The organism is Frigoribacterium sp. NPDC087798 (genome assembly GCF_044742985.1).
Lineage (GTDB): Bacteria > Actinomycetota > Actinomycetes > Actinomycetales > Microbacteriaceae > Frigoribacterium.
Genome location: NZ_JBIUVP010000002.1, coordinates 92505 through 116613 on the forward strand (window position 1 = coordinate 92505; position 24109 = coordinate 116613).

Sequence of the window (24109 nt, forward strand, 5' to 3'; positions counted from 1 at the left end):
GTCGTCCTCCTTGACGATCGGTGGGGCGGGGTGCTGCGGGGGCGGTACGGGGTTCGGGACGGTGGGGCGCAGGAGGCGCGGTGCCGGTCTCGACGCCGGCACCGCGCCTCCTGCGGTCGCCTCGCGTCGCGGCTCAGCCGCGGGGGCGGCTCACGACGCGGACCGCACCGGCGGGGACGCCCACGCGGCCGTCGACGGCGTCGCCGGTGATCAGCTCGGTGCCCTGACCGACCACGACGTCGGTCGCGGTCTCGGCGTGGTTGACCAGGAAGGTGAAGTCGACGTCGTCCCCGTGGCGCACGACGACCTCGAGCCCCTCGGGGTGGTCCACCGGCAGCGGCACCCCGGCGTCGTCGAGCACCGACCGGACGAGACCCCCGAGATCGGCCCCGGTCGTGCGCGTCGAGACGTACCAGGCCGAGCCGTCGCCGTGGGCGTGGCGGGTGACCGCCGGACCTCCCGCCGCCGGGCCGTCGACGTAGCTCGCGACCGCCACGGCGCCCTCGAGCACGATGTCGTCGGACCAGCCCGTGCCCGTCGTGCCGTCGTCGAGGGTGACGACCTGGTCGGCGTACAGGGGCAGGAACTCGGGCACCGAGAGGCCGAGCACCTCGCGCAGGGCACCGGGTGCTCCACCGGCGTGGACGGTGTCGTTCTCGTCGACGACGCCCGAGAAGTACGACGCGACGAAGGTGCCGCCCTCGCGGACGAACGCGCCGAGGCCGTCGGTCGTCCGCCGGTCGGCCAGGTACAGCGAGGGGGCGAGCACGAGGTCGTAGCCCGACAGGTCGTCGTGCGGGTGGCGGAAGTCCACCGTCACGCCGAGGTGCCACAGGGCGGAGTACCAGGCGACGACGCGCTCACGGTGCTGGAGTTCGACCGACGGCCGCCATTCGAGGTCGTGGGCCCAGAAGGACTCGACGTCCCAGAGGATCGCGACCCGCGCCTCCACCCGGCTGCCGCGGACGGCCGAGAGCCGACCCAGGTCGGCGCCGAAGTCGACGACCTCGCGCCAGGTGCGGGTCGAGGTGCCGGCGTGCGGCAGCATCGCGGAGTGGAACTTCTCGGCGCCGTACCGCGACGCCCGGAACTGGAAGAACAGGATCGCGTCGGCGCCCCGGGCCAGGTGGCTCGCGGCGTTCCGGGCGAGCTCGCCGGGGCGCTTGGCGATGTTGCGCGGTTGCCAGTTGACGGCCGAGGTCGAGTGCTCCATCAGCATCCACGGGGCACCGCCGGCGAGCGAACGGGTGAGGTCGGCGTCCATGGCGAGCAGCACGTGGTTGTCGCGGCGCTCGGCCACGAGGTAGTGGTCGTTCGCGACGACGTCGACCTCGCGGGCCCACCTCCAGTAGTCGATCGAGGGGCAGTTCGTGGCCATGAAGTTCGTGGTGACCGGGAGGTGCGGCGCGTGTCGTTTGATCGCGTCGCGTTCGGCGGTGAAGCAGGCCAGCAGGGCGTCGGAGGTGAAGCGGGCGAAGTCGAGGCGCGAGGTCTGGTTGACGACCGTGGCCGAGGTGCGTGGGGCGTCGATCTCGTCCCACTCGCCGTAGGTCTGGCCCCAGAAGCGGGTTCCCCAGGCCTCGTTGAGCGCGTCGAGGGTGACGTACTTCTCCTCGAGCCAGGTGCGGAAGGCGAGCACCGAGTGGGGGCCGTAGTCCTCGCTGATCGGGGCGCCGTACTCGTTGTGGACGTGCCAGAGCACGACCGCGGGGTGGTTCGCGTAGCGCTCGGCCAGCCGCTCGGTGATCGCGAGGGCCGCCCGGCGGTAGTCGGGGCTGCTCGGGCTGACCATGCCGCGGGAGCCGCGACCCAGGGTGACGCCGTCCCGCGTGACCGGGTGGGAGTCGGGGTAGGCCTTCCAGAACCAGGCCGGCGGGACGGTCGTCGGGGTGGCGAGGTCGACGTCGATGTCGGCGTCGTGCAGCAGGCCCAGGATGTCGTCGAGGAAACCGAAGTCGTACTCGCCCTCGCGGGGTTCGAGCAGGGCCCACGAGAAGATGCCGACGCTGACCAGGTTGACGCCCGCCTGCTTCATCAGGGCGATGTCCTCGAGCCAGACCTCGCGCGGCCACTGTTCGGGGTTGTAGTCGCCGCCGTAGCGCAGGTCGGCTCGGCCGGGCAGCCAGGTCGTGGTGGCCTGGGGCGTGGGTCGGGCGTCGAGCTCGAGTGACATGCAGTGATCTCCTTTGACTGTGTGCGCTCCCAGTTGTAACACACCGGATTCGAGCGGCGAAAGGGCCCGTAACGGTGTTGACAAGCGAAAACCGCTGTGCGTAACTGTAACCGCTCACAGGCACAGCGACGTGGTTCTCCGAAGCACGCGCTGTCCCGCCCCCACCACAGCTCTTGCTTTCCTCAAGGAGGACGAATGCGCAGCTCATTCCGCCGTCTCGGTGTCGCCACGGTCGCGACCGCCGCCCTACTGCTCACCGCCGGGTGCTCCGGCGCCGGGGGAGGCGCGGCCGACGACGGTCCCGTCGAGCTCAGCTACTGGGCCTGGGCCCCGAACCTCGACAAGGTCGTCGACCTCTGGAACCAGGACAACCCCGACATCCAGGTCACCGTCAACAAACAGGACGGCGGAGACCCGGCCATCACCAAGCTGCTCACCGCCATCAAGGCCGGGAGCGGCGCGCCGGACCTGATCCAGGCCGAGTACCAGAAGATCCCGACGCTCGTGTCCTCGGACGCGCTCGCCGACATCTCCGACCAGGGCGCCGCCGACCTCGAAGGCGACTTCTCGGAGGGCACCTGGTCGTCGGTGACCCTCGGCGGTGACGGCGTCTACGCCATCCCGCAGGACTCCGGCCCGATGATGGCGTACTACCGCACCGACGTCCTCGACCAGTACGGCCTGAGCGTCCCGACCACGTGGGACGAGTACGCCGACGTCGCCACGAAGCTCCACGCCGCCGACCCGACGAAGTACCTCGGCACCTTCTCGGCCAACGACGCCGGCTGGTTCGCCGGCCTCACGCAGCAGGCCGGTGCCTCGTGGTGGTCGATCGACGGCGACAGCTGGGGCGTCGACATCGAGGGCGGCCCGACGGAGAAGGTCGCCTCGTACTGGGGCGGGCTCGTCGAGAGCGGGGCGATCGACAACAAGCCGATGTACACGCCCGAGTGGAACGCCGGTCTGAACGACGGCAGCCAGGTCGGCTGGATCAGCTCGGTCTGGGCGCCGGGCGTGCTGGGCGGCAACGCCCCCGACACCGCCGGCAAGTGGACCGCGGCCCCGATGCCGCAGTGGGACGCCTCGAAGCCGGCGGACGGCAACTGGGGCGGCTCGACCACGGCCGTGACGACCCAGTCCGAGCACAAGGAGGCGGCGGTCGAGTTCGCGACGTGGCTCAACACCGACCCCACGGCCGTGGCGGCGCTCGCCGACATCGCCGGCGTCTACCCGGCGGCCACCGACGCGGCCTCGGACGCGCTGACCACCAGCCCCGAGTTCTTCAGCCAGCAGGACGACTTCTACGACATCGCCGCCGAGGCGTCCGAGTCGGTGCAGCCGTTCACCTACGGCCCGAACGTCAACGTGGCCTTCAGCGCCTACAACGACGAGTTCGCCAAGGCGGCCGACGCCAAGACGCAGGCGGCCTTCGAGGACGCGGTCGCGGCCATGCAGAAGATCACCGTCGACGACCTGACCAAGAGCGGCTTCTCGGTCAAGTAGCGACATCGGGCGGGGCGGCCGGGGTCGCCCCGCCCGCCCCGTCACCCCTCCGTCACACCCGTCTCGACCCAAGGACACGGCATGGCCGACACCCTCACCCCCCTCAGCCCGCGAACCGACGGGTCCGGCCCTCCGCCGTCGTCGGCCGGTCGCGAGGCGCCCCGCCCGGCGACCCGCAAGGGCAACGGCAGCTTCCGCACGCGGGTGCTGACCCCCTACGCCATGTTGGCCCCCGGAATCGTGCTGTTCGTGCTGTTCATGGCGGCGCCCATCGTCTACACGCTGTTCCTCAGCTTCCAGAAGAAACAGGTCGTCGGCCTGGGGCTCGGCTCGGGCGGCGAGAGCCAGGTGTTCGCCGGGTTCGAGAACTACGTCGGTTCTCTCACCGACCCCGAGTTCGCCTCCAGCGTGGGTCGCGTCCTCCTCTACGGCGTCGTGCTGATCCCGTGCATGCTCGGCCTCGCGTTGCTCTTCGCCCTGCTGCTCGACTCGAAGCGCACGCGGGCCACCGCCTTCTCGCGGGTCTCCATCTTCCTGCCCTACGCGGTGCCCGCCGTGATCAGCTCGCTGCTCTGGGGCTTCCTCTACCTCCCGGCCGTGAGCCCCTTCTACTACGTGTTCGACCGGCTCGGCTGGGACGTCGACGGGGTGCTCGGCTCGGGAACCGTGCTGTTCGCGATCGCCAACATCGCCCTCTGGGGCGGTGTCGGCTTCAACATGATCGTCATCTACACCTCGCTCAAGGCCGTGCCGACCGACGTCTACGAGGCCGCCCGCCTCGACGGTGCCAGCGAGGTGCAGATCGCCCTGCGCATCAAGATCCCCATGGTCGCGCCGGCGCTCGTCATGACCGCGCTGTTCTCGATGGTGGCCACCCTGCAGGTGTTCGCCGAGCCGACCACCCTCCGTCCGCTCACGAACAGCCTGTCGACCAGCTGGTCGCCGCTCATGCTCGTCTACCGCGACGCCTTCACCCGCGACGACATCTACTCGGCGGCGGCGACCTCGGTCGTCATCGCGCTCGCCACCTTCATCGTCAGCTTCTTCTTCCTCCGGGTCGTCCAGAAGCGCGCATTCGGCCAGGAGGACTGACCATGACCACCATCGACCTCGACGGCTCCCGAGACGCCACGGCCCCGGTGCCCGACCCGACCCGCGCCTCCTCGACGAACCGCCGTCCCTCGGGCAGGGTGCCGCGCGACCCGTCCGCACCGCGCCTGCACGCCGAACGGCCGAGCGTCGTCTCGACGGTGCTGCTGCTGATCGGCGCCGTCTACTGCCTGTTCCCGGTGCTCTGGGTCGTCATGGCCTCGACCAAGGACGGCGGCGAGCTCTTCTCGACCTTCACCCTGGCGCCGAGCGGTCACCTGCTCGACAACGTCGTCGCCCTGACGCAGTACCGCGACGGGCTGTTCTGGCGATGGATGCTCAACACGGCCCTCTACGCCGGCCTCGGCGCGATCGCCTCGACCTTCGTCTCGGCGCTCTCGGGCTACGTGCTCGCGAAGTTCGAGTTCCCGGGCAAGAAGGTCGTCTTCAACGTGCTGCTGATGGGCGTGCTCGTGCCCGGCGTCATCCTGGCGATCCCGCAGTACTTCCTGCTCGCGAACGTCGGCCTGACCAACACCTTCTGGGGCGTGCTGCTGCCGCAGATCATCAGCCCCTACGGCATCTACCTCGCCCGCATCTACGCCGCGGCCGCCGTGCCCACCGACGTGATCGAGGCCGCGCGCACCGAGGGGGCCCGCGAGATGGGCATCTTCTCGAGGATCGCCGTGCCGATGCTGCTGCCCGGGCTCGTGACGATCTTCCTGTTCCAGTTCGTCGCCATCTGGAACAACTTCATGCTGCCGTACATCATGCTCGGCGACGACTCGCTGTTCCCGCTCACGGTGGGACTCAACGGGCTGCTCAACCAGGGGGCCTCGGCGCCGGCGTTGTACACGCTCGTCATCACGGGTGCCCTGCTCTCGGTGATCCCGCTGATCGCGATCTTCCTCGTGCTGCAGCGGTTCTGGAAGGTCGACCTCGCGGCCGGCGCGGTCAAGTAGTGCGGCCTGGACGACCGGTCGTGCCGGCGGGGCGGAGCGCGCCGCCGGCCCGGCGGTCGCCGCACCCTATGCTGGCCGCGTGAGCAGCACGACCGGCCGCGGCCGACCGACCATCGACGACGTCGCGACCGCCGCCGGCGTCTCGCGGGGCACGGTGTCGCGGGCCCTGAACGGCGGCCGGTGGGTCAGCCCCGAGGCCAAGACCGCGGTCGACGCCGCCATCAAGGCCACCGGGTACCGCGTCAACCCGCACGCGCGCAGCCTCGCGACGAACCGCACCGGCTCGGTCGCCTTCCTGCTCACCGAAGACCACGAACAGCTCTTCGAGGACCCGAACTTCTCCATCCTGCTGAGGGGGGCGGCCTCGGCGCTCGCCGAGCGCGACGTCTCGCTCGTGCTGATCATGGCCGGGTCGCCTGCCGAACAGCAGCGGGCGTTGGCCTACATCGGGGCCGGGCACGTCGACGGCGTCCTGCTCGTCTCGGCGCACAGCGGCGGCAGGCTGCTCGCCGACGTGGTCGAGTCGGGGGTCCCCGCGATCGCCTGCGGCATCCCGATCGGCCACGAGAAGAAGATGGGGTGGGTGGCCGCCGACGACCGCGAGGGCGCGCGCGAGATGGTCGCGTACCTCCGCGGCCTGGGGCGCAGGCACATCGCCACGATCGCCGGCCCCGCCGACACCCCCGGCGGCATCACCCGCCTCGAGGGGTACCGGGCCGAGCTGGGCGACGACGCCGACGACGCGCTCGTGCGCCACGGCGACTACGGGCGTGAGAGCGGCCGCGTCGCGATGCAGTCCCTGCTCGCCGAGCGGCCGGACCTCGACGCCGTCTTCGCCGCCAACGACCGCATGGCCGCCGGGGCGATCGACGCCCTGACGGCCGCGGGGCGGCTCGTGCCGGACGACGTCGCGGTCGCGGGCTTCGACGACTCGAGCGTCGCGACCGCGACGTCGCCGGCCCTCACGACCATGCGTCAACCGTTCGACCGCATCAGCAGCGAGATGGTGCGCCTGCTCCTGCAGGTCATCGACGGCGAGAAGCCGGCCGCCATGACGTTGCCGACCGAGCTGGTGGTGCGCGCGTCCGCGTGACGCGACCCGCGCCTCCTGCGGTCCCTCGCCCCGGCGTCCCACCGGGACGCGCGCGTAGGGTCGGCGGCATGACCGATCTCGACGGAGCCGTGGTGCTCGTGGCCGGTGCGTCCGGCGGACTGGGGCAGCGTGTCGCGGCGATGCTCGAAGACGAGGGGGCCGTCGTCGTCCGTGCGGCCCGACGCCCCGAGTCGCTCTCGGGCCCCGGCGCCTACCTCGCCGACCTGCGTGACCGGTCGGGAGGCGCGGCGCTGGTCCGGTCGGCGCTCGACCAGCACGGACGCCTCGACGGCGTCGTGGTCGCCGCGGGCGTCGTCGCGTTCGGAGCGGCGAAGGACCTCGACGACGACACGCTCGACGAACTCGTCGAGACGAACGCTCTCGGGCCCATCCGTCTGGTGCGCGCCGCGCACGCCGCCCTCGCGGAGTCCGCGGCGGCCGGTCGCGAACCCTTCGTCGTGACGATCAGCGGCGTCGTGTCCGAGGCCGCGACCGTGGGGATGGCCGCGTACTCGGCGTCCAAGGCGGCCCTGGCGTCCTTCGCGTCGGCCGCCGGACGCGAGTACCGGCGAGACGGCATCCGCGTGCTCGACGCGCGCCCGGGGCACACCGACACCGGTCTCGCCACGCGAGCGGTCGCCGGGAAGGCGCCGGCGTTCGGTGCGGCCCTCGACCCCGACGCGGTGGCCGAGCGGATCGTGCGGGCGATCGTCGACGGCGAGAAGGACCTGCCGAGCTCGGCGTTCTCGAGCTGACTCCCGACCGGCCCGACGCTCCTAGCTGAACTCGTCGCCGACGAGCCGCAGCAGGTCGGCGAGCTGGGCCTGCTGGGCGGGTGACAGCGAGTGCAGCCGTGCGCTCTCGGCGTCGACCAGGCTCAGCATGGCGGCGTCGACCCGCGCGATGCCGTCCTCGGTCACGCGCACCAGCACACCGCGGCCGTCGCTCGGGTCGCCGTGGCGTTCGACGAGGCCGCGCTCGACCAGACGGTCGAGTCGGTTCGTCATGGTGCCACTCGTGACCATGGTCGCCGTGACGAGGTGCTTCGGGCTGAGCTGGAAGGGGTCGCCGGCCCGACGGAGGGCCGAGAGCACGTCGAACTCCCAGATCTCGAGGCCCGCATGGGCGAACGCCTCGCTGCGGATGCGGTCGAGGCGCCGCGACAGGCGGCGGAGGCGCGAGAAGACGTCGAGGGGTGCGAAGTCGATGTCGGGGCGCTCGCGGGCCCAGGCGTCGATGATCAGGTCGACTTCGTCGTTCGTGGCCACGGTGCTGCGTTCCCATCGGTCGGTTTCGGACTCCTCATCTTCGTCCACCTGCCGGTGAATCGTCCGCACGGGTCGCCGGGGCGACCCGGGTGGCGCGCTACTGGTAGGTCACGAGGTCGGGCGTCGGCGACACGTCGGCCATCGTCTGCTCGGGGCTCAGCACGGGCACGTCCTCGTCGTAGAAGTTCTTCCAGCCCCAGGCGACCCCGGCCGGGGCGCCGTCGTGCAGCGCGCGCCAGGTGGCCTGCTTGTCGGGCTGCGAGCCCTGACCGTCGGCGTGGATCAGCGTGGCCAGCTCGGGCCGCGACGTGTCGATCGACGCTCGGTCGCGCAGCATGTCGAGTCGGAACTGGTGCAGCACGAACATCTTCGGCGGCAGACCCTTCGACGCGACGAGGTCGGCCAGCCAGGTCGACACGGCGTTCACCTCGCCCGCCTCGACCCCGCCGATCTGGCGCAGCGGTACCTGGTCGGCCTCGAGGCGCCATTCGGGGTCGAGGGCCAAGCCGACGTTCGGCCGCGACAGCAGCGACTCGTAGCGCTTCGCCTGGCTGAGGAAGTCCGCCCGACCCGGCTGCAGGTCGATCACCACGTACTGCCCCGCGGCGGCGGCCGCGTCCACGTAGGGCTCGATGCTCTCGACCGACAGCTCGTTCGAGTAGTCGCCGTCGTCCCCGGCGGCACCGGCGGCGACCGTCGCGATGACCTCGAGCATCGGCACCACGGGACGGTCGCTCGCCGCGTCGTAGCTCGCCGCGACGTCGGCGGCACGCTGCACGGTCGCGGCGACGTCCTGCTCGCCGAGGACGCCGAGCGCCCCGGTGCCGGGCGCGCCGTAGAGCGCCACGAACCGCCGGTCCGGGAAGAACCGTTGGCCGCCGCCGGGCAGCTGTGCCCCGGACCGGGCCGCCGCGACCGACCACGCGGCGTCGCGCACGGTCGAGAAGGACGAGCCGATCAGGACGGTGTCGGTCGTCGTCGAGGCGTGCAGCGCGTCGATCGCCTCACCGGAGGCCTGAAGGTCGACGACCCCCTCGGGCAGGGCCTGGACCTCGGCACCCGCGGCCCGGGCTGTGGCCGTGGCCGCGACGTCCTCGGCTCCGGCCACGACGGCGAGGACGTCGTCCAGGGGCGTCGCCGGGTCGGGCACGTCGACCGAGGAGGCGCGGCTCGCGATCTCCACGCCCGCCCCGTCGATCGCGCCCACGTCGCCGACCGCCAGCACGGTCTCGACGCCGAGCCGGTCGAGCTCGGCCGCCAGGACGGACGGCCCGGTCGTGGGGCTGTCGCTCGACGGGCCGGCGGACGGCGACGCCGTCGGCGCCCCCGCCGGGGCGAGCAGCAGGGGCACGCCCAGTCGCTCCGCCTCGTCGGCCGCCTCCGCCTGGCCCGCCGCGTCCCCGTCCGCTGCGACGACCGCGACCGGACTGGAGGCGAACAGCGCCCGGCTGGCCTCGACGGCCCTCTCGGGGGCGGTGGCGCCGCCGACCACCGTGACCCGCGCCTCCTGCTGGTGGGTGACGAGGGCCGTGCGCCCGTCGGCGTCGTCGGTCGACGTGGACGTGCAGCCGGTCGCGGCGAGCAGGGCCACGGTGGCGAGCGACGCCGCCACGGTCAGGCGGACGGGGCGGGAGAGGACGCGGGATCGGCGGGTACGGGAAAGCACCGATCCACGGTAACCGCGACCGCCGACACGGGCGCGCCGACGGCTCAGCTCAGGACGTCCTTCGTGGTGAACCGGCCGAGTGCCAGGGCACCGAAGACCACGACGTAGCCGGCCTGCAGCAGAACGTTGGCGCCGAACGAGTCCCACGAGACCGGGTCGCGCATGAGGTCGGCGAATCCCAGCCAGTGGTGCGTGAACAGCCAGGGGTCCAGGACGTCCAGTTGCGGCAGCGCATCGACGATCTGGGCGACGGTCGAGAGCACGATCGTGGCCGCCATGGCCCCGACGGGCACGCTCGTCAGCGTCGAGGCGAACAGGCCGATGGCGCTCAGGCCGAGCAACGACATCGTGACGTAGAGCGCCATCAGCAGCAGCCTCAGGGCGTACTCACCCAGGCCGATCGTCTGCCCGGAGAGCAGGGTGACCGGCCCGACCGGGAACAGCGCGGCCCCGGCGATCGCCCCGAACACGACCACCACGAGCGTGGCGGCGAGGCAGAACGCCGCGGCCGCCGCGAACTTGACGAGCAGGAGGCGCACCCGGCCCACCGGCGTCACCAGCAGGTACCGCAGGGTGCCGAGGCTCGCCTCGCCCGCGATCGTGTCGCCGGCGACGACGCCGACGGTCAGCGGGAGGAAGAGCGGGATCGCCACCGTGAGGGCGGTGAGCGAGACGAAGAGGCCGTTCTGGGTGATGTCGCCGAGGAAGGCGGGCCCGCGACCACCGCCGCCGTCGGACGACGTGACGCGCACGGCGACCGCGAGCAGCACCGGGATGAGGGCCAGCGCGGCGAGCAGCGCGATCGTGCGGACGCGGCGGAAGAGCACCGCCAGCTCGCTGCCCAGCAGGCCGAGGCCCAGCGCGCTCGGGGAGCGGTCGACGGTGGGGGCGGCGTCGGGACGCGCGCCCGCGGACTCAGCCGGCGACATCGAAGCCCTCCCCGGTCAGGTCGACGAACCGGTCCTCGAGGCTGGCACCGGCCACCTCGAATCCGCGCACGCGCACGTCCGCGGCGACGAGGGCCGCGACGATCGACTCGGGCGAGAGCCCGTCGACCGCGAGCTCGGCCTCGACGCCGACCGCACCACCCGCGGTCGCGGGCGTCGCGTCGGGCCGTGCCCGTGCCTCCGGGGAGAGCCCCAGGCGGACGAGCACGTCGCGGGCGGCGTCCGGATCGGGCGTGAGCAGGTGGACCCGGTGCGTGCCGAGCGCGCGCAGGTCGTCGAGCGTGCCCTGGGTCAGCAGCCGCCCGGCGCTCATCACGCCGATGTGCGTGCACATCTGCTCGACCTCGCTGAGCAGGTGGCTCGAGACGAAGACGGTCGTGCCCTCGTCGGCCAGGGAACGGATGAGGGTGCGGACCTCGCGCGTGCCCTGCGGGTCGAGGCCGTTGCTGGGCTCGTCGAGCACCAGCAGGTCCCGCGGCATCAGCAGGGCGTTCGCGATGCCGAGGCGCTGCTTCATGCCGAGCGAGTAGGCGTGGGCCTTCTTCGACGCCGCGTGACCGAGGCCGACGCGGTCGAGGGCGGCGTCGACCCGGGCGCGTCGCGTCGAGGCCGGGGCCGAGCGGTCGCCCGAGTCGAGGCGGTGCAGGTTCGCGCGGCCCGAGAGGAACGGGTAGAACGCGGGACCCTCGACCAGGGCGCCGACGCGGGGCAGCACGCGGCGCAGGTCGTCGGGCATCGACCCGCCGAGCAGCCTGATGTCGCCGCTCGATGCCGAGGTGAGCCCCAGCAACATGCGGATCGTGCTGGTCTTGCCCGAGCCGTTCGGACCGAGGAACCCGTAGACGCTGCCGTGCGGCACCGCGAGGTCGACTCCGTCGACGGCGCGCTGGCGTCCGAACTGCTTCGTCAGGCCCGTCGTCTCGACGGCGAACGCCCCTCGGAGTGCGTCGCCGACGGCGGGCGCCCGGGCGGCGGGGGTGTCGAGGCTCACCGGCCGGAGGTCACTGCCCGGCCACGGCGGCCTGCAGGGTCGAGGCGTCGACCGCCCCGGCGAACACCCGACCGTCGTCGGTCAGCAGGACGGACACCAGCGAGGTCTCGAGCACCCGGCCGCCGTCGACCTTCGTGGTCAGCTGGTCGAGCAGGCCCTGGGCGTCGGCATCGATCGACGAGGTGCCGTCGCTCGACCCGGCAGCCGGGGTGACCCCGACGATCGAGCTCCAGCCGGAGCCGATGACGGTCTTCTCGGCGTGCGCCGCGTCACCGTGCGACCGTCCGGAGGCGCCGGTCGGCACGGTCACGTCGGTCACGGTCGCGTCCGCCGGGGGAGTGAACGCGAAGACGGACGCCGCGGGGGCGCCGAAGTCGACCGAGGTGAAGCCGGCCGACAGCGCCGGATCGCTCTGCCCCTTCGCGGCGACGACCACCTTGAGCGGGACGCCGGTCTCGGCGTCGACGGTGAGGGTCGCGCTCGCGACGAGCGTCGAGGAGTCCTTCGGGGTCAGGACCACCTGGTACGCGTCGCGTCCGGCCACCCTCACGTCGGAGTCGGCCGTGACGGTCGTCGTGGGCTCGACCGACGACAGGACGAGGTCGGCCAGTTCGGCAGGCGTCTGCGGCACGGCGGTGCCGTCGGGGAGGGCGCTCGGCGTCGGGGTGCTCCCCTGGTCGGGCAGCGTCGCGTGCGTCGCTTCCTTCGTCTTCGAGTCGTAGGCCCACACGCTCGACCCGTCACGGATGACGTCCCGCTCGGCGAGCTGGTCGATCACTTGGACTCGCTGCTTCGTGGCGCCGTCGGCGTAGACCTTGGCCGTGTGGCTGCCGGTCAGCAGTTCGAGGGCACCGGCGGCGTCGGACGACGATCCGCCGCCCGTGGCCTGGGCCGACACGTCGGGCAGCCCGAGGTCGGAGGTCTGCTCGACCGTGCCCGAGTAGGACGCGCCCGAGCTCGAGGCGGCGAGGGCCAGCACCTGCTGCGGCGTCTTGTCGGGCAGGTCGACGTCGGCCGTGGCCGAGACGGCGGGGACCACGATGCTCGCAGCGATGACGGCCACGGGGACGGCGGCGGCGGTGGCCCAGCGGGTGGACTTCTTCATGACGATCGCGACCTCTCACGCCGGGCCCCGAGCGGGTCGGCGATTGGGCAGGAGACTACGCGCGAAGCCTGGAGATCGCTGTCATCCTCGCCCCCGGTCGCTCGACGTCGAACGAGCCGTGCCGACGCCGGCCGGACGCCCCGGCGCGACCGTCCCGGTCAGAGCTCGACGACCTCGAACTCGAGCAGGTCGGCACCCGTCGCGACCGGCCCGCGCGGGGCGTCGCCGGATGCGGCGGGGCGGGCGTGGGCGGCCTTGGCGCCGTCGGCCGACCAGGCCGCGAAGTCCTCTTCGCTGCGCCAGGTCGTCACGACGAAGTAGCGGTCCTCGCCCTTGACGGGACGCAGCAGCTGGAACCCCTCGAACCCCTCCGCGCCGTCGACCGAGTGCTTGCGGGCGGCGAAGCGTTTCTCGAGCTCGGAGCCGGAGCCCTCGGGAACGTGGATGGCGTTGATCTTGACGACGGACACGACGGTGCCTTTCGGTGGGGATGGGAGGGGGAGCGGGGTGGGGAACGACGGGAGGCGCGGTGCGGTCGGCGGGACGGCCGCGCGTCAGGCGGTCTTCATGACGTTGGCCGTGAAGCCCTGCACCCGTTCGGCGAGTCCGGCCGAGCGGCGGGCGATCTGCTCGGGCGGGTTGAGGTGCGGGGGAGCGACCCGGATCAGCAGCGAGCAGGCGAGGTCTTCACAGATGTAGGTGCCGAGCGTGTTGCCGTTGAGCCCGGCCTCGCCGGCCTTGGGGGCGGTGAAGAGGCGTACCTGCGTGGCCGGCTGGGGTGAGTGGCAGAGCGAGCACATGGCGGCGATGCCGGGGCGCAGCGAACTGCTCGACGACCGGACGACGAGTCCGACGGGTCGGCCGTCCATCCAGTGGACGATGTAGCCGCGGTGGTGGGCCTGCGGGTCGCGCCAGCCGAGGAACTCGCGTTCCTCCCAGAGCATCTCGTGCAGTCCGGGGATCGGCAGGCGGTCGAGGTCGCCCGGCAGGGCGTTGACGAACGACTCGCGGATGTCGGTCTCGGTCAGCGGCTTCATGTTCTCCCTCGTGCCGTCGGGTCTCGTCAGCCTACGCGTCGGTCTAGCGTGGGCGCGTGACCATCCCCGGGGCCGACCGTGAGCAGGTCGTCGCGCGCCGCCTCCGAGCCGCGGGCTGCGTCTTCGCCGAGGACGAGGCGCGCCTGCTGGTGGCCGCCGCCGACGCCGGAACCCGGCCCGACGCCGACGCCGGAACCGAGGCCGACGCTGACGCTGACGCTGACGCTGACGCTGACGCTGACGCTGACGCTGACGCCCTCGAGTCGATGGTCGCCGACCGCGTCGCCGGACGACCGCTCGAGCAGATCCTCGGCTGGGCGGAGTTCGCGGGGCGGCGGATCGTCGTCGAGCCGGGCGTCTTCGTGCCCCGCCGCCGGACCGAGTTGGTCCTGGGGCAGGCCTCCGCGGCGCTCGTGGACGATGCGGCACCCGTGGACGAGGGCTGCGGTCCGGCGACCCGTTCCCCCACCGTGCTCGAGCTCTGCTGCGGCGCCGCCGCCGTCGCGACCGTGCTCGCCGCCGAGCACCCCGGTCTCGACCTCTGGGCCACCGACCTCGACCCGGCCGCCGTGCACTGCGCCCGTCGCAACCTCGACGGGAGGGGGACCGTCGTCCGGGGAGACCTGTTCGACGGGCTGCCCCCGTCGCTGCGCGGCCGGTTCCGGGTGATCGCGGCGAACGCGCCCTACGTGCCGACCGGGGCGATCTCGTCCCTGCCGCCCGAGGCGCGCCTCCACGAGTCGTCGCTCGCCCTCGACGGCGGGGCCGACGGGCTCGACCTCCACCGACGGATCGCCGCCGAGGTCGGCGAGTGGCTGGCACCGGGCGGCACCCTCGTCCTCGAGACGAGCGAGCGTCAGGCTCCCGACACGCAGGAGGCGCTGGTCGCCGCGGGCCTGCGGGCCCGGGTCGTGCGCGACGACGAGATCGACGGCACGGTCGTCGTCGCCGTCGCCCGGTGAGGCGGTCGGCCCCCGGCGGGGTGGTCCGTGACCGGGCTCAGACGTCGGCCGGGGCGACGGAGTCGACGACCGGGGCGTCGGGGGTGCCCGAGATCTGGCAGGTCCACTCCGTCGCGGGGCGGCCGTCGGCGAGGTGGCCCATCGTGACGGTGGCCACGGCGCCCGTGGCGCTGTCGCGGACGTCGTCGGCCTCGTAGGCCCACACGTCGCCGAGGTACGGCAGGTCGGGGTACTGCTGACCGATCGCCGTGACGCACGCGTGCCAGGCGGGGGGCGCCTCCTGGGCCTGGGCCGTGGCGGGGGCGGGCGGCTCGGTCGTCGGGAGCGCGGTGGCGTCGGGCAGGGCCGTCGCATCGTCCGAGGCCGTCGGCGTGGGGGTCCGCGACGCCGCGGCCGTCGGGCCCGGCGACGAGGCCGGCGCGCCCCCGGCGCTCCCGGCGCACCCGGACACGAGCAGCACGAGGGCCAGACCCGTGACGGCGAGGGCCGGGGCGGCGGTTCGGTGGGACGGGCGGAGGCTACGGGGCACGAGGGCTCCTCGAGGTGGGTGCGACACGGCGGGGTGTTGCACAGGGTAGCGAGTGGCCGGGCCGCCCACCACGCGCGACGCTGAGCCGACACGGAGGTTCGCCCGGCAGGCTGGTCGGATGACCGACACGGACAACCGCGAAAAGACCGCACTCGAACAGGCCATCAGCAAGGGCCAGGCGGGTGAGGGCGACATGAACAGCGTGCTCGCCGAGTTCGTCAACGCCCAGGTCGTCGTCGCCACGGCCACCGACGCGCAGGAGTCGCTGAACGACCTGCAGCCCGTGCTCTTCGACCGCGAGGGCGTGCCCATGCTGGCCGCCTTCACGCACGTCGACATGATCGGCGAGCAGGTCAGGGGCGTCGCCGAGTTCTCGGCGACCCTCCCGGCGGCCGAACTCGTCCAGGCCATCCCGGCCGAGACCGGCCTCGTCGTCAACCCGGGCAACCGCGAGGGCTTCGAGATGCTGCCCGAGGGCGTCGCCCAACTGGCGGACGACGTGCGCAAGCTCGTCGCCCAGCACGAGGCGGCCGGTTCGCCCGAGCCCGGGCAGCCCTCCCGCGCCGTCTGACGCACCCGCACGACCCCACGACGCCCCGACCGCACCCGGTCGGGGCGTCCGTCGTCGTCCGGGTGGCCCGGATCGCGTGAGATCCCGAAACCTGCGTGTCACACGACGACGCTAGGCTGGCGCCACAATCGAACATCGGGCCACGAACACGTCGCGGGAGAGCCCCGGTGCGCAGAGACTGCGCCGACCGGGCACCGAAGGAGCAAGCTCCCCGCCAATCTCTCAGGTACGCGTACCGCGACGGACTGGCCACTCTGAAAAGCAGGAGGCGCGAGGCGGTCGACAGACCCCCTCGCCGGTCCTCGCCCACGGTGAAAACCGGCCTCGGCCGGTGAAGCTCTCAGGCCCATGACAGAGGGGGAGCCCCGACCGGCGGACCGCCGGACGGGGCTGCCCCGTCGTGCCCCATCCGCATGACACCGTTCCCGGCCGAGACACCTGGCGGCCGGTCCGTCCCTCTCAGGAGCACGATGTCCGACGCAGCCTCGAACCTTCCCGCCGCCCCCGGGCCCGACGACGACGACCTCGGCGGTGCCGACGCGTCCGCCGTGCTCGACGGCGACGTCGTCCTCTCCGACGACGGCACCGAGGGCATCGCCACCGGGCCGGGCGACGCCCACGACCTGACCGGTACCGACGAGCCCGACGAGCGCTACAGCCCGTTGCACGGGGTCCACGTCGCCGCCGGCGCCGTCTTCACCGACTTCGCGGGGTGGCAGATGCCGGTCCGCTACGACTCCGACCTCGCCGAGCACCACGCCGTCCGCACCGCCGCGGGGCTCTTCGACCTCTCGCACATGGCCGAGATCGCCGTGGTGGGGGCCGACGCCGGCGCCTTCCTCGACCACGCCCTGGCCGGCACCCTCTCGACCATCGCCGTCGGGCGGGCGAAGTACTCGCTCCTGCTCGCCGCCGAGGGCGGGATCGTCGACGACCTGGTCGTCTACCGCCTCGACGAGCACGACTTCCTGGTCGTGGCCAACGCGGGCAACCGCGAGGCGGCGTTCGCGGCCTTGGCGACCCGCGCCTCCGGGTTCGACGTCACCGTGGACGACGAGAGCGACGACACCGCGCTGATCGCGGTCCAGGGGCCCGAGAGCGAGGGCGTGCTCGACGAACTCGTCACGGCCGACCGCCTCCAGCCCGACGCCCCGCTGTCCACCCTGCGGTACTACCGCGTGCTGCAGGCCACCTTCGACGACGCCCCCGTGCTGATCGCGCGCACCGGGTACACCGGCGAGGACGGCTTCGAGCTCTACGTCGACCCCGAGACCGCCCCGTCGCTGTGGGCCGCGATCGCCGAGGCCGGCGGACCACGGGGGATCGTCCCCGCGGGGCTGGCCAGCCGCGACACGCTCCGTCTCGAGGCCGGCATGCCGCTCTACGGCCACGAACTCGGCCTCGACGTCCGCCCCGACCAGGCGGGGCTCGGCCGGGTCGTCGACACCTCGAAGGACTTCGTCGGGCGCTCGAACGTCGAGCCCGCCGCCGGCGCCCGCGTCCTCGTCGGACTGACGCTCACCGGGCGCCGGGCCGCCCGGGCGGGCTACCCGGTCGTCACCGACGACGGCACCGTCGTCGGCGAGGTCACGAGCGGCGCGCTGTCGCCCACCCTCGGCCACCCGGTGGCCATGGCCTACGTCGACCCCGACGTCGTCGACCGCGGTCCCGCCCTGGCCGTCGACGTCCGCGGCACCGCCGTCGCCGCCACCGTCGTCCCGCTGCCCTTCTACAAGCGCTCCTAGGCACCCCCTCCCTCGAAAGGACCGGCCATGACCGATCTCACCGCACTGAAGTACACCGCCGAGCACGAGTGGCTCCTGATCGACGGCGACACCGCCACCGTGGGCATCACCGACTACGCCGCCGACAAGCTGGGCGACGTCGTCTACGTCGACCTGCCCGCCGAGGGCACCGAGGTCGAGACCGGCACGGTCGTCGGCGAGATCGAGTCGACCAAGTCGGTCGGCGAGCTGTTCGCCCCCGCGCTCGGCACGGTCCTCGAGGCCAACCAGGCCGTCGTCGACAGCCCCGACCTCGTCAACAGCGACCCGTTCGGCGACGGCTGGCTCATCAAGATCACCCTGTCGTCGACCGACGGCCAGGGCCTGCTCTCGCGCGACGAGTACGTCGCGCTGACCGCCGAATGAGCGCCGAGCAGACGGGCGGGTCCGTCTTCGGCGGCTGGTCCGACCAGGTCGCCACCGGCTTCGTCGACCGCCACGTCGGCACCACCCCGGACGACCAGGCGACCATGCTCGCCGCTGTCGGGCACGACAGCGTCGAGTCGCTCGTCGCGGCCGCCGTGCCCGACGCGATCCACGCCGCACCCGTCGAGGGCAGCGTGCTGCCCGAGCCGATCGGCGAAGAAGAGGCGCTCGCCGAGCTGCGGGCGCTCGCGGGGCGCAACCGCGTCTCGCGCAGCCTCCTCGGTCTCGGGTACTACGACACCGTCACCCCGGCCGTCATCCAGCGCAACGTGCTCGAGAACCCCAGCTGGTACACCGCCTACACGCCGTACCAGCCCGAGATCTCGCAGGGTCGACTCGAGGCCCTCATCAACTTCCAGACGATGGTGGCCGAGCTGACCGGGCTCTCGACCGCCAACGCGTCGATGCTCGACGAGGGCACGGCCGTCGTCGAGGGCATGCTGCTGGCCCGCCGTGCGTCCAAGGCGAAGACCGACGTCTTCGTCGTCGACAGCGACACCTTCCCGCAGACCAAGGCCCTGCTCGCCGGCCGCGCCGAGGCCGTCGGGATCGAACTCGTCGAGCTCGACCTCTCGGTGCTCGACCCCGCCGAGCTGCCCGAGTCGTTCGGCCTCTTCGTCCAGTACCCCGCGGCGTCCGGGTCCGTCTGGAGTCCGCGCGCCGTCGTCGAGGCGGCCCACGCCCAGGGCGGTCTGGCCGTCGTCGCCGCCGACCTGCTCGCGCTCACGCTGATCGAGGCACCCGGCGAGTTCGGGGCCGACGTCGCCGTGGGCACCAGCCAGCGCTTCGGCGTGCCGATGGGCTTCGGCGGTCCGCACGCGGGCTACATGGCCGTCCGCACGGGGCTCGAGCGTCAGCTGCCCGGGCGCCTGGTCGGGGTCTCGCAGGACGCCGTCGGGCAGCCCGCCTACCGCCTCAGCCTGCAGACCCGCGAGCAGCACATCCGTCGCGAGAAGGCCACGTCGAACATCTGCACCGCACAGGTGCTGCTCGCCGTGATGGCGTCGATGTACGCGGTCTACCACGGCCCCTGGGGGCTGCGGCACATCGCGACGCGCGTGCACGGCCACGCCTCCGACCTGGCGGCCGCAATCGGGGCGAGCGAACTCGAGCTCGAGCGGGACTCGTTCTTCGACACCCTCCAGGTCTTCGTCCCGGGTCGGGCGGCCGAGATCGTCGCCGCGGCACACGCTCGGGGCTACCTGCTGCACGCCGTCGACGACGACTGCGTCCGTCTCTCGTTCGACGAGACCACGACGCGGGACGACGTCCGGGTCGTCGCCGAGGTGCTCGGCGTCGAGCTGTTCGACGATGCCGCACCCTCGGGCCTGCAGGAGGCGCTGCTGCGGACGAGCGACTACCTCACGCACCCGGTCTTCCGCACCCACCGCAGCGAGACCAGCATGATGCGCTACCTCAAGCACCTGGCCGACAAGGACTACGCGCTCGACCGCGGGATGATCCCGCTCGGCAGCTGCACGATGAAGCTCAACGCGGCGACCGAGATGGCCGCGGTCACCTGGCCCGAGTTCGCCGGCGTGCATCCGTTCGCCCCGGCCGACGACGTGGCGGGGTACCTCGACCTGATCGGTCAGCTCGAGGGATGGCTGGCCGAGGTCACGGGCTACGACACGGTCTCGCTGCAGCCCAACGCCGGCAGCCAGGGCGAACTCGCGGGTCTCCTCGCGATCCGCGGTTACCACCTGTCGAACGGCGACGGCGAGCGGACGGTGTGCCTGATCCCGCAGAGCGCGCACGGCACGAACGCGGCCAGCGCGGTGCTCGCGGGCATGCGCGTCGTCGTGGTGGCCTGTGACGAGGGCGGCAACGTCGACCTCGACGACCTGCGCGCCAAGGTCGAGCAGCACGCGGCCCAGCTCGCGGCGCTCATGATCACCTACCCGTCGACGCACGGCGTGTACGAGCACGACATCGTCGCCCTCACCGACGCCGTGCACGCGGCCGGAGGCCAGGTCTACGTCGACGGGGCGAACCTCAACGCCCTGCTCGGGGTGGCGCGCTTCGGGGACTTCGGCGGCGACGTCTCGCACCTCAACCTGCACAAGACCTTCTGCATCCCGCACGGTGGGGGCGGTCCGGGCGTGGGTCCGGTCGCGGCCAAGGCCCACCTCGCGCCCTTCCTGCCCGGTCACCCGATGGCCCAGCAGGCCGACCGTCGCACGGGTTCGGCCCCCGCGGCCGAGGGGGACCGTCTCGCCCACGCCGGCGTGCCCGTCTCGAGTGCTCCGTACGGGTCGCCGAGCATCCTGCCGATCAGCTGGGCCTACGTGCGCATGATGGGCACCGAGGGCCTCACCCGGGCGACCGGGGCGGCCGTCCTGGCGGCCAACTACGTCGCCGCCCGCCTCCGCGAGCACTTCCCCGTGCTGTACGCGGGCGAGAACGGCCTCGTCGCGCACGAGTGCATCCTCGACCTGCGGCCGTTGCGCGACGCGACCGGGGTCACCGTCGACGACGTGGCCAAGCGCCTCATCGACTACGGCTTCCACGCCCCGACCATGTCGTTCCCCGTCGCTGGAACCCTCATGGTCGAGCCGACCGAGAGCGAGGACCTCGCCGAGATCGACCGCTTCGTCGACGCGATGATCGCGATCAAGGGCGAAGCCGACGCCGTGGCGGCTGGTCGGTACACCGCCGAGTCGAGCCCGTTGCGCGGTGCGCCCCACACGGCCGAGTCGGTCGTCGTGGGCGAATGGACCGCCGAGTACGGCCGCGAAGAGGCCGTGTACCCGGTCCGCTCGCTCGTGCGCAGCAAGTACTGGCCGCCGGTGCGTCGCATCGACCAGGCCTACGGTGACCGCAACCTGTTCTGCAACTGCCCGCCGGCCGAGGCGTTCGCCTAGATGGCGTCGGGCGCCGACCGCGCCTCGGACGGGAAACCGCCAGCACCCGATCCCGTCGAGTGCTGGCGGTTCCCTCTGGGTCCCTCGGGCGTCGGCCGCCGAGTGTCGCGGAGGGCGTTCACGTAGCGGCGACCGTCCCGATCGACGCCCGGGGGACAGCTCACGCTGTGTGGCTAGCTCGGGGTGCTCCGACCCGTGGGTCCATCAGACTCGCCCCCCGAACGAGTGTCAAGACCCAGTTCCGCCCGCGAGCGTCCCCGGCGTTCCGTCCCGGTGCGTCAGGACGGGAGCCCGAAGAGGGTGGGGAAGGTCGTGGCGGCCCACGGGTAGCCCACGAAGACGGCCGCGTCCATCAGGACGTGCGCGACGACGAGTGGCAGCACCCGGCCGAATCGTACGTAGAGCCAGCCGAAGGCGACGCCCATGACCACGTTGCCGACGAAGGCGCCGAACCCCTGGTAGAGGTGGTAGCTGCCGCGGAGCACGGCCGCCGTCACGATGATCGACCACATGCGCCAACCGAGGTCGCGGAGGCGCGCGAAGAGGTACGCGACGACGATCACCTCCTCGGTCACTCCCGCACGCACCGCCGAGAGCAGCAGCACGGGGACGGTCCACCAGTGCTCGCCGAGGTTCGTCGGCACGACGGTGACCGTCAGGTCGAGCGCCTTGCCCACGAGGTAGAGGCCGATGCCGGGGATGCCGATGGCGAGGGCCAGCCCGACGCCGCCGAGGGTGTCCCGTCCGGCACGCGAGAAGTCGACGCCGAGACGTCCCAGGTGGGGTCGTTCCTCGCGCCACAACAGGAAAGCCACGAGCAACACCGGCACGAGGTCCACCGCGACGCCGAGCACCTGGTAGGCGAGGTCGAAGAACTCCCGACTGCTCAGTGGTGAGTTCAGCGTGGCGGTCTGCTGCGAGAGGGCGGTCTGCTGGGTGAGCCGGTTGACGATCGAGAGCACCGAGTACACGGCCGACGTGCCGAGCGAGAGGCCGAGGACGATCGCGATCTCGACCCGGAGGCGCGCTCGGGTCAACGGGGCCGGGCGCGGTGCGAGGGCATCACGTGGTGTCACGGCGGAGGCGGGGTCCTGGGGGCGGCTCACGGGGGCGATCGTACGGGACCGGCGTGGGTGGGCCGACCCGCGCCTCCTGCCGTGGCGGAGAACAATACCTGCCAGGTGGCGGATTTCTCGCAGCCGATTCATGCGAACTTCAGGCCCCACGCGCAACGAACCGGGTGCCGACGCAACGATCCGGCGAGTTGGTTTCCGTCGTGTAACCGTTGACGTCGGGGTTTGGTGATGCCCGAACGGGGTGCCTAGGCTCACACCATCCAACGCGGCACGGCCCCTGGGCACAGTGCTGCGTCCTTTCCCGCATCAGGAGGAACATTGAAGAAGACGCGCATGGGCCTGTCGGCCGTCGCCGTCGTGGGGACGGCAGCACTCGTCCTCACCGGTTGCGCCAGCGGCAGCGGGGACGACGACACGTCGTCCGGTGACGCTACCGCGATCATCAAGACGAACGGCACCGAGCCCGAGAACCCGCTCGTCCCGTCGAACACCACCGAGACCGGTGGTGGCCGCATCGTCACCTCGATCTTCGCCGGTCTCGTCAGCTACAACGCCGACGGCACCACCAAGAACGAGGTGGCCGACAGCATCGAGAGCGACGACGCCACCGTGTGGACCGTCACGCTCAAGGACGGCTGGAAGTTCACCGACGGCACCGACGTCACGAGCGAGTCGTTCACGAAGGCCTGGAACTGGGCGGCGAGCTTCGACAACGTCGCGAACTCGTCCGGCAGCTCGTTCTTCGAGAACTTCAAGGGCTACAGCGACACCGAGCAGAGCGACCTCGACCTCACCGTCGAGAGCCCGACCGAGTTCACGGTGACGCTCAACACCCCCGAGGCCGACTTCCCGCTGCGCCTCGGCTACTCGGCCTACTCGCCGCTGCCCGAGTCGTTCTACGCCGACCCCGCCGCGTTCGGCGAGAACCCGGTCGGCAACGGCCCGTACATGCTCGACGGTGAAGGCGCCTGGACGCACAACCAGGGCATCAAGCTCAAGACGAACCCCGACTACGACGGCAACCGCAAGCCGAAGAACGGCGGGCTCGACATCAACTTCTACACCTCGCTCGACTCGGCCTACGCCGACGTGCAGGGTGGCAACCTCGACGTGCTCGACCAGATCGGCCCGGCGGCGTTCCAGACGTACCAGAGCGACTTCCCCGACACGAACGTCAACCAGCCCGCCGCGGTCTTCCAGGGCATGACGATCCCGCAGTACCTCGCTCACTTCGGTGACGACGAAGAGGGCGACCTGCGTCGTCAGGCCATCTCGATGTCCATCAACCGCGACGACGTCACGAAGGTCATCTTCCAGGGCACGCGGACGCCGGCCAAGGACTTCACCTCGCCCGTCATCCCCGGTTACACCGACGAGCTCGAGGGTGAGAGCGTCCTCTCGTTCGACGCCGACAAGGCCAAGGACCTCTGGGACCAGGCCGACGCGATCTCGCCCTACGGCGACACCACGTTCACCATCGGCTACAACTCCGACGGTGGACACCAGGAGTGGGTGGACGCGGTCACCGCGAACATCTCGAAGACGCTGGGCATCAAGGCCGAGGGCAAGCCCTACCCGACCTTCGCCGAGTTCCGCACCGACGCCTCGGGTGGTGCCATGACCGGCGCCTTCCGTTCGGGTTGGCAGGCCGACTACCCGTCGCTGTACAACTTCCTGTACCCGACGATGGCCACCGACGGCAGCTCGAACGACGGCAAGTACTCGAACCCCGAGTTCGACGACCTGCTCGCCGAGGGCAGCGCCGCGAGCGACGTGGACGACGCGAACGCCTCGTACCAGAAGGCCCAGGAGGTCCTGCTCAAGGACCTGCCGATCATCCCGCTGTGGTACGCGAACGTCAACGGCGTCTGGGCCGACACGGTGAGCAACGTCGAGTACGGCTGGGACTCCGTGCCGATCTACGAGAACATCACCAAGTAACCAAGTAAGGTCGTCGCTCACGCGCTCGACCGACGCTCGACGGGGTCCGGGCAGTGTTCGCACTGTCCGGACCCCTTCGGCGGGCCCACCCACCTCTCCCTCCACACGATTGCGATAACGAT

General features: G+C 72.0%; 21 protein-coding genes and 2 riboswitches. Of the genes, 11 read left to right on the forward strand and 10 right to left on the reverse strand.

The window, feature by feature from the left end; all coding sequences use genetic code 11:
* Positions 1-133: 133 nt before the first annotated feature.
* The gene (locus ACIOSR_RS07445; RefSeq protein ID WP_402752263.1) at positions 134-2173 is read right to left on the reverse strand and encodes a beta-galactosidase; all 2040 of its coding nucleotides are present in this window, start codon (positions 2171-2173) and stop codon (positions 134-136) included.
* 195 nt (positions 2174-2368) lie between these two features.
* Here ACIOSR_RS07445 and ACIOSR_RS07450 point away from each other — a divergent pair, with 195 nt between their 5' ends.
* The 5 genes from ACIOSR_RS07450 to ACIOSR_RS07470 all read left to right on the forward strand — a co-directional run bounded on the left by ACIOSR_RS07450 (position 2369) and on the right by ACIOSR_RS07470 (position 7575).
* Positions 2369-3676, forward strand: coding sequence for an ABC transporter substrate-binding protein (locus tag ACIOSR_RS07450; protein WP_173152794.1), 1308 nt, complete (start codon positions 2369-2371; stop codon positions 3674-3676).
* Positions 3677-3757: 81 nt separating this feature from the next.
* Positions 3758-4768, forward strand: a complete 1011-nt coding sequence (locus tag ACIOSR_RS07455) for a carbohydrate ABC transporter permease (protein ID WP_402752264.1) — start codon at positions 3758-3760, stop codon at positions 4766-4768.
* Between the two features lie 2 nt (positions 4769-4770).
* Positions 4771-5727, forward strand: coding sequence for a carbohydrate ABC transporter permease (locus ACIOSR_RS07460; protein ID WP_159825679.1), 957 nt, complete (start codon positions 4771-4773; stop codon positions 5725-5727).
* Positions 5728-5806: 79 nt separating this feature from the next.
* Positions 5807-6820, forward strand: coding sequence for a LacI family DNA-binding transcriptional regulator (locus ACIOSR_RS07465; protein ID WP_056048744.1), 1014 nt, complete (start codon positions 5807-5809; stop codon positions 6818-6820).
* A 68-nt stretch (positions 6821-6888) separates the two neighbouring features.
* Positions 6889-7575: an SDR family NAD(P)-dependent oxidoreductase gene (locus ACIOSR_RS07470; RefSeq protein WP_402752265.1), complete on the forward strand. Its 687-nt coding sequence runs from the start codon at positions 6889-6891 to the stop codon at positions 7573-7575.
* A gap of 21 nt (positions 7576-7596) precedes the next feature.
* Here the strand turns inward: ACIOSR_RS07470 and ACIOSR_RS07475 are convergent, their stop codons facing one another.
* The 7 genes from ACIOSR_RS07475 to ACIOSR_RS07505 form a co-directional block, all read right to left on the reverse strand.
* Entirely contained in the window at positions 7597-8088 is a 492-nt protein-coding gene (locus ACIOSR_RS07475; RefSeq protein WP_043596034.1) for a MarR family winged helix-turn-helix transcriptional regulator, read from the reverse strand.
* Between the two features lie 97 nt (positions 8089-8185).
* Positions 8186-9754 carry a hypothetical protein gene (locus ACIOSR_RS07480; protein WP_402752266.1) on the reverse strand — a complete coding sequence of 523 codons (1569 nt, stop codon included), beginning with the start codon at positions 9752-9754 and terminating at the stop codon, positions 8186-8188.
* Positions 9755-9798: 44 nt separating this feature from the next.
* On the reverse strand, positions 9799-10683 hold the full coding sequence (locus tag ACIOSR_RS07485; protein WP_402752267.1) for an ABC transporter permease: 885 nt from the start codon (positions 10681-10683) through the stop codon (positions 9799-9801).
* Entirely contained in the window at positions 10670-11611 is a 942-nt protein-coding gene (locus tag ACIOSR_RS07490) for an ABC transporter ATP-binding protein (RefSeq protein WP_402752484.1), read from the reverse strand. The genes ACIOSR_RS07485 and ACIOSR_RS07490 overlap by 14 nt, the downstream gene beginning before the upstream one ends.
* 91 nt (positions 11612-11702) lie before the next feature.
* Positions 11703-12797: an outer membrane lipoprotein carrier protein LolA gene (locus ACIOSR_RS07495; protein ID WP_402752268.1), complete on the reverse strand. Its 1095-nt coding sequence runs from the start codon at positions 12795-12797 to the stop codon at positions 11703-11705.
* 158 nt (positions 12798-12955) lie between these two features.
* Positions 12956-13267: an antibiotic biosynthesis monooxygenase gene (locus ACIOSR_RS07500; RefSeq protein ID WP_056048729.1), complete on the reverse strand. Its 312-nt coding sequence runs from the start codon at positions 13265-13267 to the stop codon at positions 12956-12958.
* 84 nt (positions 13268-13351) lie between these two features.
* The gene (locus ACIOSR_RS07505) at positions 13352-13834 is read right to left on the reverse strand and encodes an FBP domain-containing protein (protein ID WP_056048726.1); all 483 of its coding nucleotides are present in this window, start codon (positions 13832-13834) and stop codon (positions 13352-13354) included.
* Positions 13835-13890: 56 nt separating this feature from the next.
* On the opposite strand from ACIOSR_RS07505, the gene ACIOSR_RS07510 reads away from it, so the two are divergent.
* A complete protein-coding gene (locus ACIOSR_RS07510) occupies positions 13891-14796 on the forward strand; it encodes a putative protein N(5)-glutamine methyltransferase (RefSeq protein ID WP_402752269.1) in 906 nt (301 codons plus the stop codon).
* 37 nt (positions 14797-14833) lie between these two features.
* Here the strand turns inward: ACIOSR_RS07510 and ACIOSR_RS07515 are convergent, their stop codons facing one another.
* Positions 14834-15325 carry a hypothetical protein gene (locus tag ACIOSR_RS07515; protein ID WP_402752270.1) on the reverse strand — a complete coding sequence of 164 codons (492 nt, stop codon included), beginning with the start codon at positions 15323-15325 and terminating at the stop codon, positions 14834-14836.
* A 118-nt stretch (positions 15326-15443) separates the two neighbouring features.
* On the opposite strand from ACIOSR_RS07515, the gene ACIOSR_RS07520 reads away from it, so the two are divergent.
* The 4 genes from ACIOSR_RS07520 to gcvP all read left to right on the forward strand — a co-directional run bounded on the left by ACIOSR_RS07520 (position 15444) and on the right by gcvP (position 20970).
* Complete coding sequence (locus ACIOSR_RS07520) at positions 15444-15896, forward strand: SseB family protein (RefSeq protein WP_123571563.1); 453 nt, start codon at positions 15444-15446, stop codon at positions 15894-15896.
* A 144-nt stretch (positions 15897-16040) separates the two neighbouring features.
* A riboswitch (glycine riboswitch) is annotated at positions 16041-16144 on the forward strand.
* Position 16145: 1 nt separating this feature from the next.
* Positions 16146-16258: riboswitch (glycine riboswitch) on the forward strand.
* Between the two features lie 261 nt (positions 16259-16519).
* Positions 16520-17641: a glycine cleavage system aminomethyltransferase GcvT gene (gcvT, locus tag ACIOSR_RS07525; protein WP_402752485.1), complete on the forward strand. Its 1122-nt coding sequence runs from the start codon at positions 16520-16522 to the stop codon at positions 17639-17641.
* A 27-nt stretch (positions 17642-17668) separates the two neighbouring features.
* Positions 17669-18046 (forward strand): glycine cleavage system protein GcvH, encoded by a 378-nt coding sequence (gene gcvH / locus ACIOSR_RS07530; protein WP_056048718.1) that lies wholly within the window; start codon positions 17669-17671, stop codon positions 18044-18046.
* 104 nt (positions 18047-18150) lie between these two features.
* Positions 18151-20970, forward strand: a complete 2820-nt coding sequence (gcvP, locus tag ACIOSR_RS07535; RefSeq protein ID WP_402752486.1) for an aminomethyl-transferring glycine dehydrogenase — start codon at positions 18151-18153, stop codon at positions 20968-20970.
* A 278-nt stretch (positions 20971-21248) separates the two neighbouring features.
* Here gcvP and ACIOSR_RS07540 read toward each other — a convergent pair whose 3' ends face one another.
* Positions 21249-22076: a CPBP family intramembrane glutamic endopeptidase gene (locus ACIOSR_RS07540; RefSeq protein WP_402752271.1), complete on the reverse strand. Its 828-nt coding sequence runs from the start codon at positions 22074-22076 to the stop codon at positions 21249-21251.
* A gap of 288 nt (positions 22077-22364) precedes the next feature.
* On the opposite strand from ACIOSR_RS07540, the gene ACIOSR_RS07545 reads away from it, so the two are divergent.
* A complete protein-coding gene (locus tag ACIOSR_RS07545) occupies positions 22365-23987 on the forward strand; it encodes an ABC transporter substrate-binding protein (protein ID WP_056048711.1) in 1623 nt (540 codons plus the stop codon).
* The last annotated feature ends 122 nt before the right edge of the window (positions 23988-24109 follow it).

What these genes read in the sequence shown, in the direction of transcription:
- ACIOSR_RS07445 (WP_402752263.1), bottom strand. Translation starts at nt 2,173, where the DNA reads ATGTCACTCGAGCTCGACGCCCGACCCACGCCCCAGGCCACCACGACC.
- ACIOSR_RS07450 (WP_173152794.1), top strand. Translation starts at nt 2,369, where the DNA reads ATGCGCAGCTCATTCCGCCGTCTCGGTGTCGCCACGGTCGCGACCGCC.
- ACIOSR_RS07455 (WP_402752264.1), top strand. Translation starts at nt 3,758, where the DNA reads ATGGCCGACACCCTCACCCCCCTCAGCCCGCGAACCGACGGGTCCGGC.
- ACIOSR_RS07460 (WP_159825679.1), top strand. Translation starts at nt 4,771, where the DNA reads ATGACCACCATCGACCTCGACGGCTCCCGAGACGCCACGGCCCCGGTG.
- ACIOSR_RS07470 (WP_402752265.1), top strand. Translation starts at nt 6,889, where the DNA reads ATGACCGATCTCGACGGAGCCGTGGTGCTCGTGGCCGGTGCGTCCGGC.
- ACIOSR_RS07485 (WP_402752267.1), bottom strand. Translation starts at nt 10,683, where the DNA reads ATGTCGCCGGCTGAGTCCGCGGGCGCGCGTCCCGACGCCGCCCCCACC.
- ACIOSR_RS07495 (WP_402752268.1), bottom strand. Translation starts at nt 12,797, where the DNA reads ATGAAGAAGTCCACCCGCTGGGCCACCGCCGCCGCCGTCCCCGTGGCC.
- ACIOSR_RS07505 (WP_056048726.1), bottom strand. Translation starts at nt 13,834, where the DNA reads ATGAAGCCGCTGACCGAGACCGACATCCGCGAGTCGTTCGTCAACGCC.
- ACIOSR_RS07520 (WP_123571563.1), top strand. Translation starts at nt 15,444, where the DNA reads ATGACCGACACGGACAACCGCGAAAAGACCGCACTCGAACAGGCCATC.
- gcvH (WP_056048718.1), top strand. Translation starts at nt 17,669, where the DNA reads ATGACCGATCTCACCGCACTGAAGTACACCGCCGAGCACGAGTGGCTC.
- gcvP (WP_402752486.1), top strand. Translation starts at nt 18,151, where the DNA reads ATGCTCGCCGCTGTCGGGCACGACAGCGTCGAGTCGCTCGTCGCGGCC.